This window comes from Rhizobium sp. C4 (assembly GCF_021026315.1).
Taxonomy (GTDB): Bacteria; Pseudomonadota; Alphaproteobacteria; order Rhizobiales; family Rhizobiaceae; genus Ensifer_A.
Genome location: NZ_JAJNCX010000001.1, coordinates 169,794 through 187,651, shown reverse-complemented (window position 1 = coordinate 187,651; position 17,858 = coordinate 169,794). Strand labels below are relative to the sequence as shown.

The following is a 17,858-nucleotide window of genomic DNA, read 5'->3' as shown; positions in this document are numbered from 1 at the left end:
GAATCTTTCGGAGGGGTGCTTGACTCTGTGAACGTAATGAGAACATTATGTGAACATAAGTGGAAAGGAGCCCGCTATGACTGACATCCTTCGTGATCTCGCTGCATTCGCATCCATGACCATGTTCGTCGCCACCATGTCTCTCATCCTCATGGCCATGTGAATTTAGGGGACGCTTCGGCCTGTCACTGCGATACGACTGGACAGGACACCTGCTGATTTCCCACAATGCGACCTTGATTCAGAAAATGGAGAATGGGCGATGGGCGATCTGGTAACGGGTAAGCCGGCAGCGACAGGCGCTACCGGAGCGCAGACCGGTCCCGGTTTCGTCCATCTGCGTGTGCATTCCGCCTTTTCGCTTCTCGAAGGGGCGCTGCCACTCAAGAAAATCCTGTCGATCGCCGTATCTGACGAGCAGCCGGCGATCGCGATTACCGATACCAACAATCTCTTTGTTGCCCTGGAATTTGCCCAGAAGGCGATCTCGGACGGGATTCAGCCGATCATCGGCTGCCAGATGTCGCTCGACATGCAGGACGCCACCGAGAACGATCGGCGGGGCGGCGTTCAGGCGTCTCTCGCCAAATTGCCGTCGCTGATCCTGCTGGCCTCGACCGAGCGGGGCTATGATCGGTTGATGGAACTGGTCAGTCGTGCCTATCTCGACGGTGAGGGCAATCAGGCGGCGCACCTGCTGTTGTCCTGGCTGGAGGATGGGACGGATGGGCTGATTGCCCTGACGGGAGCCACGACCGGTCCCGTGGACATGGCGGTCAAGGACGGCCATGCGGCGCTGGCGGCGCAGCGCCTGCTGTCTCTGGCGCGGCTCTTTCCCGGTCGCCTCTATGTCGAGCTGCAGCGGCAGGAAGGCTATAGCCGCCGGCATGAGCAGAAGATGATCGATCTTGCCTACCGGCACGATCTGCCTCTGGTTGCCACCAACGAGGCCTTCTTCCCGGCGCGCAAGGATTTCGATGCCCATGATGCATTGATGGCGGTGGCGCATAACGCCATGGTGTCGGATGACAACCGTTTCCGCCTGACGCAGGACCACTATCTGAAAAGTCGCGCGGAAATGTGCGCCCTGTTTTCCGATCTTCCCGAGGCGTTGCAGAATTCCGTCGAGATCGCCAGGCGGTGCTCGTTCGTGCTGAACACTCGCAAGCCGATCCTGCCACGCTTCACCGGCGCGACGGACGATGCGGAAGAGGCCGAGCGTGCGGAGTCGGAAGAGTTGAAGCGTCAGGCGATCGAGGGCCTGGCAATGCGCATCGAAACGCTGGGAATAGCGCCGGGATATACCCGCGAGGAGTATGATGAACGGCTGGCCTTCGAGTTGAGCATCATCGAGCGCATGAAGTTCCCGGGCTACTTCCTGATCGTTGCCGACTTCATCAAATGGGCCAAGCAGCACGACATCCCGGTCGGCCCCGGCCGCGGTTCGGGTGCAGGCTCGCTCGTTGCCTATGCGCTGACGATCACCGACGTTGATCCGCTCCGCTTCTCGCTGCTCTTCGAACGCTTCCTCAATCCGGAACGCGTGTCGATGCCCGACTTTGATATCGACTTCTGCCAGGACCGCCGCGAAGAGGTCATTCGCTACGTCCAGCAGAAATATGGCCGCGAGCAGGTCGCGCAGATCATCACCTTCGGTTCGCTCCAGGCTCGCGCCGCACTCCGCGACGTCGGTCGCGTGCTCGAAATGTCCTATGGCCAGGTCGACAAGATCTGCAAGCTCGTGCCGAACAATCCGGCCAATCCGACCCCGCTTTCCAAGGCGATCGAGGAGGAGCCGAAGCTTCAGGAAGAGGCCGATCGCGAGCCCGTTGTCGCGCGGCTTCTCGACATTGCGCAGAAGATCGAGGGTCTTTATCGCCATGCCTCTACCCATGCCGCCGGGATCGTGATCGGCGACCGGCCGCTGTCGCAGCTCGTGCCGATGTATCGCGATCCGCGCTCGGACATGCCGGTCACCCAGTTCAACATGAAGTGGGTCGAGCAGGCGGGCCTCGTAAAGTTCGACTTCCTCGGTCTGAAGACGCTGACGGTCCTGAAGACCGCCGTCGACTTCGTGGCCAAGCGCGGCATTGCGGTCGATCTGGCGGCCCTGCCGCTTGATGACAAGCTCACCTATGACATGCTCTCGCGCGGCGAGACGGTCGGCGTGTTCCAGGTTGAAAGTGCCGGCATGCGCAAGGCGCTGATCGGCATGCGGCCGGACTGCATCGAGGACATCATCGCGCTTGTGGCGCTCTATCGTCCGGGTCCGATGGAGAACATCCCGGTCTACAACGCCCGCAAGCACGGCGAGGAGGAGATCGAGTCGATCCATCCGATGATCGATTATCTCCTGAAGGAAACGCAGGGCGTTATCGTCTATCAGGAACAGGTGATGCAGATCGCCCAGGTCCTGTCCGGCTATTCGCTCGGCGAGGCCGATCTTCTGCGTCGCGCCATGGGCAAGAAGATCAAGGAGGAGATGGACAAGCAGCGCGCCCGCTTCGTCGAAGGCGCGGTCAAGAATGGCGTGTCCAAGGCGCAGTCCGACATCATCTTCGACCTTCTGGCGAAATTCGCCAACTACGGCTTCAACAAGTCGCATGCCGCCGCCTATGCCATCGTCTCCTATCAGACGGCGTATATGAAGGCGCATTACCCCGTCGAGTTCCTGGCGGCGTCGATGACGCTCGACATGCAGAACACCGACAAGGTCAACGATTTCCGCCAGGATGCCCGCCGTCTCTGCATCGAGGTCGTGCCGCCGTCCGTCCAGACCTCGTTCCGTCATTTCGAGACGGGCGAGAACCGCATCTACTATTCGCTTGCGGCGCTCAAGGGTGTCGGTGAGGCGGTGGTCGATCATATTGTCGCCGTGCGCGGCGACAAGCCTTTCGCCTCGCTCGAGGAATTCTGCCTGCGCATCGATGCCAAGCTCGTCAACCGGCGTGTGCTGGAAAGCCTCATTCACGGAGGCGCATTCGACTGCTTCGGATTTGACCGGGCAGTTCTTTCGGCCGGCATCGATCGCATCATCGGCTATGCCCAGCGCGAGAGCGAAAACCGCGCAAGCGGTCAGAGCGACATGTTCGGGGGCGGTGCGGCTGGCGAGGAAAAGTTGACCTTCCCGACCGTGACGCCGTGGCTGCCTTCGGAACGTCTCATGCGCGAATTCCAGGTTCTCGGCTTCTATCTGTCGGCACACCCGCTCGATTCCTATAGCGAGGTGCTGGCCAAGATGCGTGTGCAGAATTTTGCCGACTTCGCCGCTGCCGTGAAGCAGGGCGCCAGCGCCGGGCGGCTTGCCGGAACGGTGACCTCGAAGCAGGAGCGCAAGACGCGGACCGGCAACAAGATGGGTATCGTGAATTTCTCTGACGCCACCGGCCAGTTCGAGGCGGTGCTGTTCTCCGAAACCCTCAACCAGTACCGCGACGTGCTGGAGGCCGGCAAATCCTTCGTCATGACGGTGGCCGCCGACGAGCGCCCCGAGGGGATCGGCCTGCGCATCCAGACGCTGAACTCTCTGGAAGAGAAGTCCGTGCAGATGCAGAAGGCTTTGCGCGTCTATGTGCGCGACAGCGGTCCGCTGAAGGCGGTTGCTCCGCATCTCAATGCCCGGGGTGACGGTCTCGTCTCATTCATCGTGATCAAGGATTCGGGCCGGCGCGAAATCGAAGTGGAACTACCGGGCCGCTACCGCATCTCGCCGGAAATCGCCGCAGCGCTCAGGGCAGCGCCCGGCATTCTCGATGTTGAGCTTGTGTGATTGCCGTTGAGCTGGCGATCGGCTCAACCCTTGTTGACCGTCTTGTCGGCCAGCTTGTTCGCCGGCTTGTCGGTCGGATCGGTCAGCGTGATGAAGTTCGTGCCAAGGCCGGTCTCGCTGAGGCTCTCGACATCCGTCACCGTGATCGAAGAACCTTCGCCAAGAAACTCGCCGAGCTTCTGCTTGGCTTCGTCGCTCATATGAACGCGATCCAGGGCTGCGGTAACCGAATCGGCTGTCGCCATGTCGGCATCTTCAGTGATCCCGAGGCGCTTCTTGGCGGCATCGGGAATTCGGTTTGACAGGCTGAACCCATACCATTCCGCAAAACCAGTGCGGGGATCGACGTTTCGGGCCTCGACGAAGTGGGTGCCCAGTGCCTTGGGTTCGTTGTCGAGCGTGACGGGGGCGCGGTAGATTTCCGCAAAATTGCGCCGGATCACCAAGATCCCGTTCTGCGGTAGCGGCCGCCCGGCCTTGGTGAAGAGGGCCGCGACCAGAGCGTCATCCGCCATGGTGCCATCCAGCAGGCCGCTATCCTTGCGGAATTTTGCGATCGCAGCATTGGTCTGCGCTCCGGCGGCGCCATCGACCGTACCCGCATCGTAGCCGAACTGGTTGAGGAGCGCCTGAACCTCCGGCATGACGCTGCGGTGGTCGGCGCGCGTGATGAGAACATAGATGGGCTCGCGCGGTTTTTCCGGGCGCAGGCTTGCTTTCGACTGCGAGGCGGCATCATTCATCGCCAGCTCGGTCCCGGCAACGGCGCTTTGTGCAGGGGCGGGCGCCATGGCGACATCGCTCATGAAGGTCGGACCGACCGGCGAAGAGACGGGACGCGGAAGCGTTGCGCTGCGGATGCGCTGCGGCTCGACGGGCGCGTCGGTGATGACCACATGCGCGCCGCGCTCCGTCATCTTGAAGAGCTCTTGTGCAAAGGCCGCCGGCAGGCGCACGCAGCCATGCGAGGCCGGATAGTTCGGAACGCTGTTTGATTCGTGCAGCGCGACGCCCGACCATGTGATGCGCTGCATCCACGGCATCGGCGCATCGGAATACTTGTTCGAACGATGGAACTTCTGCTTCTCCAGGATGGAGAAGATCCCCGTCGGCGTGTCGTGTCCGGGCTTGCCGGTCGAGACCTTGGAGGTCGCAACGACCTTGTCGCCGTCATACACCTTGAGCGACTGAAGGTCGCGCGAAACGATAATCTGCAGGGCTTGCCCGTCGCCAGCCATGGCGTGACCGAGCCCGAAGGCGGCGATGAAGACACCAATGGAAAGAATGCGCCCTGTGAGCATGATCCGCCGTCCAAAATCTTGAGTGATTGCCGAATGCTAAACCAGTAGTTCTTAAAGAATGCTGTCTTTCGGGTGGTGACTCGTCAGCGCGAGCGGCCATCCGTCGGACGAAATGTATAGCCGGTCTCGACACTGCGATTGCCGAACTTGTCGCGCAGGATATCGATCGCGGCTTCCGCCTTGGCGCGCCGTGCCGCCTGCTGGTCGACGAGGTCCTGCGGGTCCGCCAGCGTCGTTTCCCCCAGCGTTGTCACGCCGATGCCGATCAGGCGGAATTTGGCGCTGCCGACTTCCTTCTCGAGCATCGAAATTCCGGTGCGGAATATGCGGTCCGCCAGTTGCGTGGGGCTGTCCAGGCTGAAATTGCGCGACCGCGACTTGAAGTCATGGGTCTTCAGTTTCAGGACCACTGTCTGTCCCGCAAGACCACCGCGCTTGAGGCGGCGGGAGACTTTTTCCGACAGGGCGCGCAGATGGGCGGCCAGCGCATCAAAATCCGAAATGTCCTCGAAGAATGTCGTCTCGGCCGACACGCTCTTGGCCTCGCCGTCGCTGTGAACCTGCCTGTCGTCCTCGCCGCGGGAGAGCCTGAAGAGCCGCTGGCCCATCGTGCCGTAGCGCCGCATCAGTGTCGCTTCATCCATATGCTGCAGCTGGCCGATTTCGCGGATGCCGTCCTGTGCCAGCTTTTCGGCAAAGGCGCGGCCCACGCCCCAGATCAGCGTGACCGGTTTCGGCGCCAGGAACGACAGGGCCTCCTCGCGCCCGATCACGCTGAAGCCGCGCGGCTTGCGCATGTCGGAGGCGACCTTGGCGAGGAACTTGCAATAGGAAAGCCCGACCGAGACCGTCACGCCCACTTCGTCTTCGACCCGGCGTGCGAAGCGGGCAAGCAGCCGCGCAGGGGGCTCGTGGTGGTGGATGAGCTCGGTTCCCCGGAGGTCGAGGAACGCCTCGTCGATCGACAGAGGCTCCACGAGCGGCGTCAGGTCCTGCATCATCTGCCGAATCTGGCGGCCGACGCGGCTGTATTTCTCCATGTCCGGCCTGACGACGACGGCATCCGGGCATGCCTCAAGCGCCTTGAACATGGGCATGGCGGAGCGCACGCCCCGGATGCGGGCAATGTAGCAGCAGGTGGAAACAACGCCGCGCTTGCCGCCGCCAACGATCACGGGCTTGTCCGCAAGCTCCGGATTGTCGCGCTTTTCAACAGAGGCATAGAAGGCGTCACAGTCGATATGGGCGAGATGAAGAGCGTTCAGTTCCCGATGCCTGACCAGCCGCGGGCTGCCACAGCCCTTGCAACGCTCCGCATGGCTCGCGACCTGCTCGAAGCAGTCACGGCAGAAGCCCGGCAGAGTGTCGTCGCCCGTCATGAGTCTCTGGAACAAAGGTTGAACATCGAGACATTAGGCGAAATCCGTCGCGGGCTCAAGGGCCTGATGGGCCGGAAAAATGGGCCTTGATGATCGGGGCGGCTTCGGCCCAGTCGCGGACGATGCGGGCCGTCTCCGGCGGCTTCGGCGCCATCGCATGAACCTCCGATGGCGGGGCAAGGCTCAGGAGCAGGCAGTCCGGCAGGTGCTCGGAGACCGAGGCGAGATTGTGGGCCATGTCATCCAAGAAGACGACGGGTGCCGTGTGCCGGTCGCGGATCATCGAGGCGATGGGTCCCTTGGCCGTCTCGACGGCAACCATCGGGAAATGCAGTCCCAGTGTGTCGAGAAGCTGGCGTCGCTTGGCCGTGAACTTCGGCGGCATGGCGGTCAGGAAAACCACATCCGCTTCTTCTGCGAGCGCCGGCAGGGCCGACATCACATGCTGGAACGGCGTCTGCCAGACATGCTGCTCGTCGAAAAAGTCGTGAAGCGACTTCTGAACCACCTCTTCGGTGACCGGTGTCTCATCATCCGTCCGCACAACGTTTCCGGTCAGGCGGAAGGAGCGCGGCAGGAACTTGAGGCCTTGCGCATTCAGAAAGCGCTGGTAGGGCGCGATGAATTCCAGGATGACGTCGTCGACGTCGCTGATGATGAGCGGTCGGCCGGTCAGGCGGATGTGGCTGAGATCGGTCATGTCAGGCTCCTGTTCCGTCATAGTAGGGCCCGCTGAGCTTCTGCCATGCGGCCGCAACCGTTTCCGGAGGAATGCCGGATTTCGCGCTGAAGGCCATGAGGCTCGGTTCGTGTGCCATGACGAATTCCATCAGCGCGGATGCAAAGCCGGGCTCGCGCGAAAACTGCCTGAGCGACGACGCGTCCACACCGCTCAGCGCCAGGAACCGCGTCAGCATGTCCGGCTCTTCACCGAGCCATGTGAGAATGGCGACCGCAATTTCTTGCGCATCCGGCGCGGCGCCGGCGTTCTTCTCGGGCTTCAGGCGCATTATCTACCCCGGGTTACGAATTATTCAAACAAATCTGAGTAGTGTTCTCGGGAACAACTTCAGGAATCGCGACGTTCGCGATGGACGATCTGGTTCTATCGCAGTCTGCAGGCGACGGAAACAGATTCCCGCGTAATCTGCAGGGTGGCGACGTCGGCGATCGGCCGTGGCAATCGCCACCCGCTGACCTCCTGATGTTCGAATGAAAGGCGACGGATAGAAGCATGGTCAAACGCGTGATGATCGTCGAGGACAATGAGCTCAACATGAAGCTCTTCCGAGACCTGATCGAGGCATCGGGATATCAGACGATTCAGACCCGTAACGGTATGGAAGCGCTCGACCTCGCACGCCTGCACAAACCGGACCTCATCCTGATGGACATTCAGCTGCCTGAGGTCTCCGGCCTCGATGTGACGCGCTGGCTCAAGGAAGATCCGGAGCTTCACCCGATCCCGGTGATTGCCGTGACCGCCTTCGCGATGAAGGGCGACGAGGAGCGTATCCGCCAGGGCGGCTGCGAGGCCTATGTCTCCAAGCCGATTTCGGTGCCGAAGTTCATCGAGACGATCAAGACCTATCTGGGCGACGCCTGAGGAGTGCGGACATGACAGCGCGCATTCTGGTCGTTGACGACATCCCGGCCAACGTGAAGATGCTCGAGGCACGGCTGCTGGCCGAGTATTTCGATGTCATCACCGCCGAGAACGGCTTTGCCGCGCTGGAGCTCTGCGACAAGACGCAGGTCGATCTCATTCTCCTCGACATCATGATGCCGGGCATCGACGGGTTCACCGTCTGCGAGCGGCTGAAGGCCAACCCGCGCACCGCCCATATTCCGGTTGTCATGGTGACGGCGCTCGACCAGCCTTCCGACCGGGTCCGCGGGCTCAAGGCCGGCGCTGACGACTTCCTGACCAAGCCGGTCAACGACATGCAGCTCATGTCGCGCGTCAAGAGCCTGCTTCGGCTCAAGGCGCTCTCCGACGAGCTGCGGGTGAGGGCGGAAACCGCACGCAAGTTCGGCATGCCCATCGATGATATCGCGCTGGAGAACGAGGCGAGCGAGCCGGGGCAGATCCTCCTCGTCGATGCCCGCGCTTCGTCCCAGGATCGCGTCATCAGGGCGCTTCGGCCGATCGCCGACGTCACTGCCATCTCCGACCCGCAGGCGGCCCTCTTCTACGCTGCCGAAAATGCGACCGAGCTGGTCATCGTCAATTCCAATCTCGAAGACTACGATCCTCTCCGCCTGTGTTCGCAGCTTCGTTCGCTGGATCGGACGCGCTTCATTCCGGTCCTCTTGATGGCGGATCAGGATTCAGGCCCGGTGATCGTTCGTGCACTCGAACTCGGCGTCAACGATTACATCGTGCGACCGGTTGATCCGAACGAGCTGGTGGCCCGCAGCCTGACGCAGATCCGGCGCAAGCGCTACAATGACCGCCTGCGCTCCAGCGTCGAGCACACGATCGAGCTCGCCGTCACCGATGGCCTGACCGGGCTCAACAACCGTCGCTATCTCGACAACCATCTGAAGCTGCTCTTTGACCGTGCCACCGCGCGGGGCAGGTCGCTTTCCGTCTGCCTGACCGATATCGACCGCTTCAAGTCGATCAACGACACCTATGGCCACGATGCGGGCGACGAAGTGCTCAAGGAGCTTGCCGCGCGCATTCGTTCGACCGTGCGCGGTGCCGATCTCGCCTGCCGCTATGGCGGCGAGGAATTCGTCGTGGTGATGCCGGACACCTCGCTGGACATGGCCACAACGATCGCCGAGCGCCTGCGTGGCGCGATCGAAGGCAAGCCTTTCCATCTTGCGGCAGCAGGTCTGGAACTCAATGTGACGGCATCGCTGGGGATCGCGGCTATTTCTCAGGCAGTCGAAAATCCCACACAGCTCATGAAAGCGGCGGACCAGGCGCTTTATGAGGCAAAGAATGCCGGTCGCAATCGCGTCGTTGCTGCCGCGGCCTGAGACTTTCCACAACTTTTCAATCTGATAGCTGCGAGCCTCACCTTACGTGAGCCTTTTCGGCCTGCCTCTGGCCGAAAATGCGACCGTTCGTCGTTATCCGGTTCAGAGCTGATAGATAAGCCTCTGATTCAGTGTACTAAATTTCTACGCTCGGATGCCGGATTAGTCAGGGCGTATCATTGTCATCCAGTATAAATATATCAGTCGAGAAGGATATTTCGCGTCCTTGCGATGATTTTCTGACGAAAAGCGGTAGTCAAACCGCCCTAAAATTAACCTTCAAATTATATCGCGGTTTGAGCTGGTTAAGAAATCGTTGATTTTTTTTAGAAAACGGGCGATCTTTTGGGCAATGAAGGATGTCTGAAGACATTCAGTTACCCCATGATGTCAGGTCCGCCGCATCTCCTGGGTCGTGGGGTTGGCTGACCAGCGAGCGGTATGAGCGGTTTCCTCGTGCCGCCACCGTGAGCTGGTCAGCCGCCGTTTCCCTCATCAACATGTTCCCTGAAAAATTGGCGCGTTCGCCGTTGATGTCTGCTCAACGGCTGCGCAGCTGTGCTGCCCCGTTTGGGGGATGAGCACAGTCTGTTGGCGCATGGCCATGCCCCAAAAAGAAACGGGGCCTTGCGGCCCCGGTCTTAAACGGAAATCAATCAAGCAGATTACTTGATCTTGGTTTCCTTGAACTCGACGTGCTTCTTGACGACCGGGTCGTACTTCGTCTTCGTCATCTTGTCCGTCATGGTACGGCTGTTCTTGGTGGTGACGTAGAAGAAGCCCGTGTCGGCAGTCGACAGAAGCTTGATCTTGATGGTTGTTGCTTTCGCCATTTTTCAGTGCCTCAATAAAAAGCGTCGCCGAAGCGGTGTATCCGGCTCAGGCGAAATCTGGCGCGAAACTACAAATCGCGCCCGAAAAGTCAAGCCTTTTTGGGCCGGAAAATCATTCGCAGCCCGGAAAGCACAAAATAGAGGCCGAAGAAGAAGGCAATCGCCCAGGCAAATCCCTGCTGGCCGTAGCCATATTTCGCGCTGGCATCCATGGCCGCGCCAATGACCTGAGGGCCGGCCACGGTTCCAACCGCATAGCAGAAGATGAAGGCCGCGTTTGCGGCGACCAGATCCGCACCTGTCAGCCGCGAACCGAGGTGGCTGAGCCCAACCGTGTACAAACCGGCCACAGAGCCTCCCCAGAAGAGAAGGACAACGGCGAGCAACTCCCAGCTATCCGAGAGAAAGGGCAGCGTGAAGGCCCCTATGAGCCCGCAAAAGGCCATGATGAACAAGAGGATGCGCCGATCCTTCAACCGGTCCGAAATCAGGCCGAGCGGGATCTGGAAAAGCATGTTGCCGAGGCCCATGAGCGTCAGCAGCAGTGCTGCCTGTGCTTCCGAGAAGCCGCTTCGCGTCGCATAGATCGGGAAGAGCGACAGGCCGCCCGCCTCGACCGCGCCGAAGACGAAGACGGCCGCGGTGGCTGTGGGCACCAGCAGGATGTAGCGCATGAAATGCAGTTCCGGCTTTTCGTCGATCACCGGGCATTCATCCCGTGCGATAAAGACCGGAACCGCGGCAATCAGCAGGACAACCGCCCCCAGCAGGAACGGATAGATCCCGTCGCTGCCGATTCGCGCGAAGATGAGAGGCCCAAGCGCGAACCCCACCGACAGCACCGTCGCATAGACGCCGAGCGCCAGACCTCGCTTCTTGGGAGGCGCAGAGGCGTTGATCCAGAATTCCGACAGGATGAAGAGCGTCGTCGTCGCGCCGTGGAAAACGATTCGCAGCGGGAACCACAGCCAGAAATTCTCCGCGAAATAGAAACCGGGTGCGCTGAGGGCTGCCAGCAGTACGGCACCGATCATGGTTGCCGGCACGCTGAAACGATGGGCAAGCTTGGTCGTCACCGGTGCTGCTGCCATGGCTGCGATGCCGGCCATGGCGGAATTAAGCCCGATGAGCGTCGAGGGAACCCCCCGCTTTTCCAGAATCATCGAGAGCAAAGGCAGACCAAGACCGATGGCCACGCCAACGGCCGTCACCGATGCGGTGGCGGCGATGAATGACGGCCACCGGATGTTTTCCGGATCTTGCGAACTCTTCTGCACGGGCAATTCCATGAAATTCTCAAATCTCTTCGCGGACGAACTTGCCGCTGCGCATGTAATAGAAGGGAACCGGCAGGTCGACAGTCAATTCCGGCGAAATTTTCAGCATGGCTGCGATATCGGCAAGGATGGCTAGCGTGATGCCGGGCATCTTCAGGTCGCCGATTTCCTCGACATTGACCCATTCCAGCGCTTCAAGCTCGGCGCTTGGGCGCAGGCCGGAAAGGTCGAGGTTCACCTCTTCGGCAAACAGCGCGAAGAAGCGGGTGTCGAACCGGCGGGAACGACCGGGCGGCGTAATCGCTCGGCCCACGAGCCGCAGCGGGCTGATATCAGGTATGAAGGGCAGCGCTGCCTTCAGCCTGTCGTGTGGCTGTCCTATCGCAAGGCCAGCCTCCTCATAAGTCTCGCGGATGGCGGCAACAGCCAGCGCCCGCATGCGCGCCTCGGTCATCCGGGCACCGGACTTGTAGGCCAGCTTGCGGGCGATGCTCTCCTGGAGCGAGCCGGAAACGAGGATGCGCGAATCGGTCGGGTCGCGGCGCCCGCCCGGAAAGACATAGACGCCCGGCATGAACTTGTGCTTGTCGCTGCGCCGTCCCGACAGAACCTGCGTCTTGCCCTGATCGCGCCGCAGCAGCAGGAGCGTCGCCGCATCGCGTGGGCGCAAGGTCGGATATCCGCCTTGTGCTGCCAGCGTTGCCGCGTTGGGGAGATAGGCCTGGCCCGGCGCTTCCGTCATGTCCGGTCCTCCGGCTCCTCTTTCGGGTCGTTTGGATCAACGCCGCCGAAGCCGTGCATACGCAGTGCCCATTGCAGTCCGATGACACCGCCCTTGATGGGTTGGATAATGGCAACAGCGCAGAGAACGGTGAGCGGCACCCAGATCAGGAACTGTACCCAGAGTGCCTTCGGCAGGTAGTCGTCGGTCAGCATGTAAGCCGTGAGCAGCACATGGCCGACGACCACGATGACGATATAGGGCGGAAGGTCGTCAGCCCGCTGGGCCGTGTAGTCCGTCCCGCAGGCTGCACAGGCATCGACAGGCTTCAGGAACGCTTTGAATAGCCGGCTGGAGCCGCAGGCGGGGCAGGTGTTGAGGAGGCCGCGCCGGATCGAGCGCCAGAGCGGGCGATGCTCCTCATCGATCACGACATTGCTTGTATCCGTGTTTACACTCATCGTGCTGCCTCCCATGTCGCCCGAAGGCGCTGGCCACTTAGCGGCGGCCACGCGGCGGCCGTGTTCCCGGCCGTTTGACAGGCTTGCGGCCTGACTTGTGGAACGATCGGGCCGCCGTCGGCATGCGCCGGCCCTCGCTCAGCATCTCGAACCGCAGCGAACCGGCAAGCGGGATGGCTTCGGCCAGGCGAACCTCGACATTGTCGCCAAGACGGTAGCCAAGCCCGGTCTTCTCGCCCGTCAGCGCCTGATGCGCTTCGTCATATATGAAATAATCCATGCCGAGTGTCGAGACCGGCACGAAACCATCCGCGCCGAACTGCGGCAGCGAGATGAACAGGCCGGACTTCGTCACGCCAGAGACGCGCCCGTCGAAGCTCTCGCCAATGCGGCCGGCCAGATGATGCGCGATCAGGCGATCGACCGTGTCGCGCTCGGCGGCCATGGCGCGGCGCTCGAAGGTGGAGATTTCGGCCGCGATGTCGTCGAGGACTTCTTCCTCCTCCATCGTCAGCCCGCCTTCGCCAAGGTTCAGCGCCTTGACGAGGCCGCGATGCACGATCAGGTCGGAATAGCGGCGGATCGGCGAGGTGAAATGCGCATATTTCATCAGGTTCAGGCCGAAATGCCCGAGATTTTCCGGGCTGTAGATCGCCTGGCTCTGTGAGCGCAGCACCATTTCCGAAACCATGGTCTCGACAGGCGTTCCGCGCGCCTTGTCGAGGATCTGGTTGAAATGGCTGGAACGCAGGTTTCCGCGCGCCAAGGTCATTTCCAGCGTGCCAAGGAATTCGCGCAACACTTCCTGCTTGGCGAGCGAGGGCGTGTCGTGGACGCGGTAAAGCAGCGGCTGGCGCGCCTTCTCCAGCGTTTCGGCGGCGGCGACATTCGCCTGGATCATCATCTCTTCGATCAGCCGATGCGCATCCAGACGCGGCGGCACGAAGACGCGGTCCACCGTGCCGTCACTCTTCAAGAGGATCTTGCGCTCCGGCAGATCGAGTTCCAGCGGCTCGCGGCGATCACGGCCGACCGTCATGATGCGATAGGCATGCCACAGCGGCTTGAGGATCGGATCGAGAAACGGCGCGGTCTTCTCGTCGGGGTTCCCGTCGATGGCTGCCTGTGCCTGCTGGTAGGAGAGCTTGGCCGCGCTCTTCATCATGACGCGATGGAACGTATGGCCAGCCTTCCTGCCCGCCTTGGAAAAGACCATGCGGACGGCAATCGCCGGGCGGTCCTCGCCCTCGCGCAGCGAGCAGAGATCGTTGGAAATCCGCTCCGGCAACATCGGCACAACGCGATCCGGGAAATAGACAGAGTTGCCGCGCTTCAGTGCCTCACGGTCGAGCGGCGAATTCGGCCGCACATACCAGGAGACGTCGGCAATGGCGACGGTGACGATCACGCCGCCCGGATTGTCGGGCGAGGGGTCGTCTTCGGCATAGACCGCGTCGTCATGGTCCTTCGCATCCGCCGGGTCGATTGTGATGAGCGGCACCTTGCGCCAGTCCTCGCGCTTCGACATCGAGGCGGGCTTTGCAGCCTCCGCCTCGGCCATCACCTTGTCCGGGAAGATATAGGGAATGCCATGCGCATGAATGGCGATCATCGAAATCGCCTTTTCAGAGGCGACCGAACCGATGACCGAGAGGATTTTTGCGCGCGCCAGACCGAAACGGCCCAGGCGCAGCGCCTCGATCTCGACCAGATCGCCGTCCTTGGCCTCGCCCGTGAAATCCGGATCGACGACCAGCTCTTCGCCGCGCCGTTCGATCGGCAGCACGCGACCGCCGCCGCCGGGGCTTTCGCGGAAGACGCCCATGCCGGCATTCTTGCGCTTGTCGAGAACCTTGATGATCCGCGCGGTGTAGGCGGGGCCGGCGCGGTCGCTCGAGGGGAAGATCTTCGCCAGAACGCGGTCGCCAAGACCGGCCACAGGGGCCTTGTCGCGGCCGGAACGGCCAGCATTCGAAGACTGGCGGATGGCGACCGCCGGAGCGACGCCCATCTCCTCCAGCCACTCGGCCGGACGCGCGATCAATTCGCCATCCTTGCCGCGAACGGTAATGTCGAGAACGGTCACGGGCGGCAGCGCGCCGGGGCGCACCAGCGACTTGCGGTTTTTCTCGACCATGCCTTCGGCTTCGAGATCGCGCAGCATGTCTTTCAGCGCAATGCGGTCGTCGCCCTTGATGCCAAAGGCCTTGTAGAGCTCGCGCTTGGAGGCCTTTTGCGGATAATCGGCAATGAAACGCAACACGACTTCGCGCGAGGGCAATTGCCCATAGACAAAATCCGGGGCTGGCGCGGCAGTCTTGCTACCACGCTTGCCGCCACGGTTTGCAGCTGTGCCGTGCGTGACGGCACCATCGATGTCATCGTGCCGCTTGCGTGTCATGGATCAGTCCTTCTTGGCTTTCGGCGCTGCCTTTGGTTTTGCCGGAGCCTTCGCCTTGGCAGGCGCTTTCGCCTTGGTTGTCTTTGCCGCTGCCGGCTTGTCGGCAGCCGCCTTCGCGGTCTTGGTCGACTTCGCTGCGCGCGTGCCCTTGGCCTTCGGCGCAGGCATCTTGCCGGCCTTTTCCGTGATCAGCGCCAGGGCCTCCTCGACCGTCACCGATTGCGGATCCTTGCCCCGCGGCAGCGTCGCATTGACCTTGCCCCAGTTGACGTAGGGTCCGTAACGGCCCTCGCGGACGGTCATCGCACCGCCGCTCGGATGCTCGCCCAGATCCTTCAGCGCCGTGGCACCGGCACGCGCCGGCTTGCCGCCACGCGCCTGCTTTTCGGCAATAAGCGTGACCGCGCGATTGAGGCCGACCGTGAAGACATCTTCGACGGATTCGAGGTTCGCATAGGCGCCGTCATGCAGCAGGAACGGCCCATAGCGGCCTATGCTCGCGGAAATCACCTTGCCGGTTTCCGGATGAACGCCCACTTCGCGCGGCAGCGACAGCAGCGACATGGCGCGTTCCAGCGTCGTCGTATCCGGCTTCCAGCCCTTCGGCAGGCTGGCGCGCTTGGCTTCCTTGCCATCGCCGCGCTGGACGTAGGGCCCGAAGCGACCGGAGCGCAGCGACACTTCCTCGCCGGTTTCCGGATCGGTGCCCAGCACCGTCGGACCATCGGCAGCACCCCCGTCCTCGGCATTGGCGTCGGCGGAAAGCTGGCGCGTGAAGTTGCATTCCGGATAGTTCGAGCAACCGACGAAAGCGCCATATTTGCCGAGCTTCAGCGACAGGTTGCCCGTGCCGCAGACCTGGCATATGCGCGGATCGGACCCGTCCTCGCGCTTCGGGAAGACGAGAGGAGCCAGCGCCTCGTTCAGCGCGTCGAGCACGTTGGTAACGCGCAGTTCCTTCGTATCCTCGATCTGCGCGAAGAAGTCGTTCCAGAATTCGCGGAGAACCTTCTTCCAGTCGAGTTCGCCTGCCGAGATCTTGTCGAGCTTTTCTTCCAGATCGGCGGTGAAATCATATTCGACATATTTGGCGAAGAAGTTTTCGAGGAACGCCGTGACAAGACGGCCCTTGGCATCCGGGATCAGCTTGCGCTTGTCGATGGTCACATATTCGCGGTCGCGCAGCGTGGCGATCGTCGCGGCATAGGTGGAGGGTCGGCCGATGCCGAGCTCTTCCATCTTCTTGATCAGCGAGGCTTCCGAATAGCGCGGCGGCGGTTCGGTGAAGTGCTGCGACGCATTCACCTTCTGCTTGCCGAGCTTTTCGCGGGCATTGATCTCCGGCAGGCGGCCATCGTCCTCGCCATCTTCCGCCGGCTCGTTTTCCTCGCGCTGGTCGGTATAGGCGGCAATGAAGCCGTCGAAACGGATGACAGAGCCAACGGCGCGGAGACCCGCCTTGCGGCCGGAATTGTCGGCAAGGATTTCAACCGTGGTGCGCTCGATTTCGGCGCCCGCCATCTGGCTCGCGATACCGCGCTTCCAGATCAGTTCATAAAGGCGCAGCTGGTCGTGATCAAGGAAGCGGCGCACCTTGTCAGGCGAACGCGAGAAATCCGTGGGACGGATCGCTTCGTGCGCTTCCTGGGCATTCTTCGCCTTGGTGGAATAGAAGCGCGGCTTTTCCGGGCAGTAGCGCGGGCCGAACTGATCGACGATGGCTGCACGCGCCGCGTCGATCGCTTCCGGCGCCATCTGCACGCCGTCCGTACGCATATAGGTGATCAGACCGACGGTCTCGCCGCCAAGGTCGATACCTTCATAGAGCCGCTGCGCGATCTGCATGGTGCGCGAGGCCGAGAAGCCGAGGCGGGAGGAGGCGGCCTGCTGCAGCGTCGAGGTGGTGAAGGGCGGGCCGGGATTGCGCTTGACCGGCTTGGCCTCGACCGACTCGACCGCATAGGCCGCGCCTTCGAGCAGACCCTTCAGGTCATTGGCCTGTTCGCCATTGCCGATCGACTTGTTCTGCAAACGCTTGCCGTCTGCCGATACAAGGCGCGCTTCGAATTCGTCGCCGCGCGGCGTCTTCAGGATGGCCGAGAGGTTCCAGTATTCTTCCGAAACGAAGCGCTCGATCTCGGACTCGCGATCGCAGACGAGACGCAGCGCCACCGACTGCACGCGGCCGGCCGAACGCGCGCCGGGCAGCTTGCGCCACAGAACCGGCGACAGGTTGAAGCCGACGAGATAGTCGAGCGCGCGGCGGGCGAGATAGGCGTCCACCAGCGGAATATCGATGTCGCGCGGCTGCGCCATGGCATCGAGAACGGCCTTCTTGGTGATGGCGTTGAAGACAACGCGCTTCACCGTCTTGGAGCCGATCACCTTTCTCTTCTTCAGAAGATCCAGCACATGCCAGGAAATGGCTTCCCCTTCGCGATCCGGGTCGGTTGCGAGAATGAGGCCGTCGGCATCCTTCAGGGCGTCGGCAATATCCTTGACGCGCTTGGCGGAAGCGGCATCCACCTCCCAGGACATTTCGAAATCCTGATCGGGAAGCACCGAGCCATCCTTGGCCGGCAGATCGCGGACATGGCCGAACGAGGCGAGCACCTTGTAGCCGGGGCCGAGATACTTGTTGATCGTCTTGGCCTTCGCAGGCGATTCCACCACGACTACATTCATCATACTATCCAGATCCGCTCGGGGCTCTAGCGCGGGAACA

The 17,858-nt window shown here is 61.8% G+C and carries 13 protein-coding genes; 3 read left to right on the top strand and 10 right to left on the bottom strand.

Annotated elements, in window-relative coordinates:
* Window positions 1–262: 262 nt before the first annotated feature.
* Complete coding sequence (dnaE, locus tag LQK84_RS00845) at window positions 263–3,769, top strand: DNA polymerase III subunit alpha (RefSeq protein ID WP_230826713.1); 3,507 nt, start codon at window positions 263–265, stop codon at window positions 3,767–3,769.
* A 23-nt stretch (window positions 3,770–3,792) separates the two neighbouring features.
* On the opposite strand, the gene LQK84_RS00840 is transcribed toward dnaE, so the two are convergent.
* The 4 genes from LQK84_RS00840 to LQK84_RS00825 all read right to left on the bottom strand — a co-directional run bounded on the left by LQK84_RS00840 (window position 3,793) and on the right by LQK84_RS00825 (window position 7,459).
* Window positions 3,793–5,070 (bottom strand): L,D-transpeptidase family protein, encoded by a 1,278-nt coding sequence (locus LQK84_RS00840; protein WP_230826712.1) that lies wholly within the window; start codon window positions 5,068–5,070, stop codon window positions 3,793–3,795.
* 83 nt (window positions 5,071–5,153) lie between these two features.
* A complete protein-coding gene (locus tag LQK84_RS00835) occupies window positions 5,154–6,449 on the bottom strand; it encodes a DNA polymerase IV (protein WP_230826711.1) in 1,296 nt (431 codons plus the stop codon).
* 55 nt (window positions 6,450–6,504) lie between these two features.
* Window positions 6,505–7,149, bottom strand: a complete 645-nt coding sequence (locus LQK84_RS00830) for a hypothetical protein (protein WP_230826710.1) — start codon at window positions 7,147–7,149, stop codon at window positions 6,505–6,507.
* Between the two features lies 1 nt (window position 7,150).
* Complete coding sequence (locus tag LQK84_RS00825) at window positions 7,151–7,459, bottom strand: DUF3572 domain-containing protein (protein ID WP_230826709.1); 309 nt, start codon at window positions 7,457–7,459, stop codon at window positions 7,151–7,153.
* A gap of 224 nt (window positions 7,460–7,683) precedes the next feature.
* On the opposite strand from LQK84_RS00825, the gene LQK84_RS00820 reads away from it, so the two are divergent.
* Both LQK84_RS00820 and LQK84_RS00815 read left to right on the top strand, forming a co-directional pair.
* A complete protein-coding gene (locus tag LQK84_RS00820; RefSeq protein WP_230826708.1) occupies window positions 7,684–8,055 on the top strand; it encodes a response regulator in 372 nt (123 codons plus the stop codon).
* An 11-nt stretch (window positions 8,056–8,066) separates the two neighbouring features.
* Window positions 8,067–9,440: a PleD family two-component system response regulator gene (locus LQK84_RS00815; protein ID WP_230826707.1), complete on the top strand. Its 1,374-nt coding sequence runs from the start codon at window positions 8,067–8,069 to the stop codon at window positions 9,438–9,440.
* Window positions 9,441–10,105: 665 nt separating this feature from the next.
* On the opposite strand, the gene rpmG is transcribed toward LQK84_RS00815, so the two are convergent.
* The 6 genes from rpmG to topA all read right to left on the bottom strand — a co-directional run bounded on the left by rpmG (window position 10,106) and on the right by topA (window position 17,818).
* The gene (gene rpmG, locus LQK84_RS00810; protein WP_023512792.1) at window positions 10,106–10,273 is read right to left on the bottom strand and encodes a 50S ribosomal protein L33; all 168 of its coding nucleotides are present in this window, start codon (window positions 10,271–10,273) and stop codon (window positions 10,106–10,108) included.
* A gap of 89 nt (window positions 10,274–10,362) precedes the next feature.
* The gene (locus LQK84_RS00805) at window positions 10,363–11,562 is read right to left on the bottom strand and encodes an MFS transporter (protein WP_230826706.1); all 1,200 of its coding nucleotides are present in this window, start codon (window positions 11,560–11,562) and stop codon (window positions 10,363–10,365) included.
* A gap of 7 nt (window positions 11,563–11,569) precedes the next feature.
* Complete coding sequence (locus LQK84_RS00800) at window positions 11,570–12,292, bottom strand: NUDIX hydrolase (RefSeq protein WP_230826705.1); 723 nt, start codon at window positions 12,290–12,292, stop codon at window positions 11,570–11,572.
* Window positions 12,289–12,732 (bottom strand): DUF983 domain-containing protein, encoded by a 444-nt coding sequence (locus tag LQK84_RS00795; RefSeq protein WP_230826704.1) that lies wholly within the window; start codon window positions 12,730–12,732, stop codon window positions 12,289–12,291. Before LQK84_RS00795 ends, LQK84_RS00800 begins: the two co-directional genes overlap by 4 nt.
* A 37-nt stretch (window positions 12,733–12,769) precedes the next feature.
* Window positions 12,770–15,133 carry a ribonuclease R gene (rnr, locus tag LQK84_RS00790; protein WP_230826703.1) on the bottom strand — a complete coding sequence of 788 codons (2,364 nt, stop codon included), beginning with the start codon at window positions 15,131–15,133 and terminating at the stop codon, window positions 12,770–12,772.
* A 3-nt stretch (window positions 15,134–15,136) separates the two neighbouring features.
* Window positions 15,137–17,818: a type I DNA topoisomerase gene (gene topA, locus LQK84_RS00785; protein WP_230827263.1), complete on the bottom strand. Its 2,682-nt coding sequence runs from the start codon at window positions 17,816–17,818 to the stop codon at window positions 15,137–15,139.
* Window positions 17,819–17,858 lie beyond the last annotated feature (40 nt).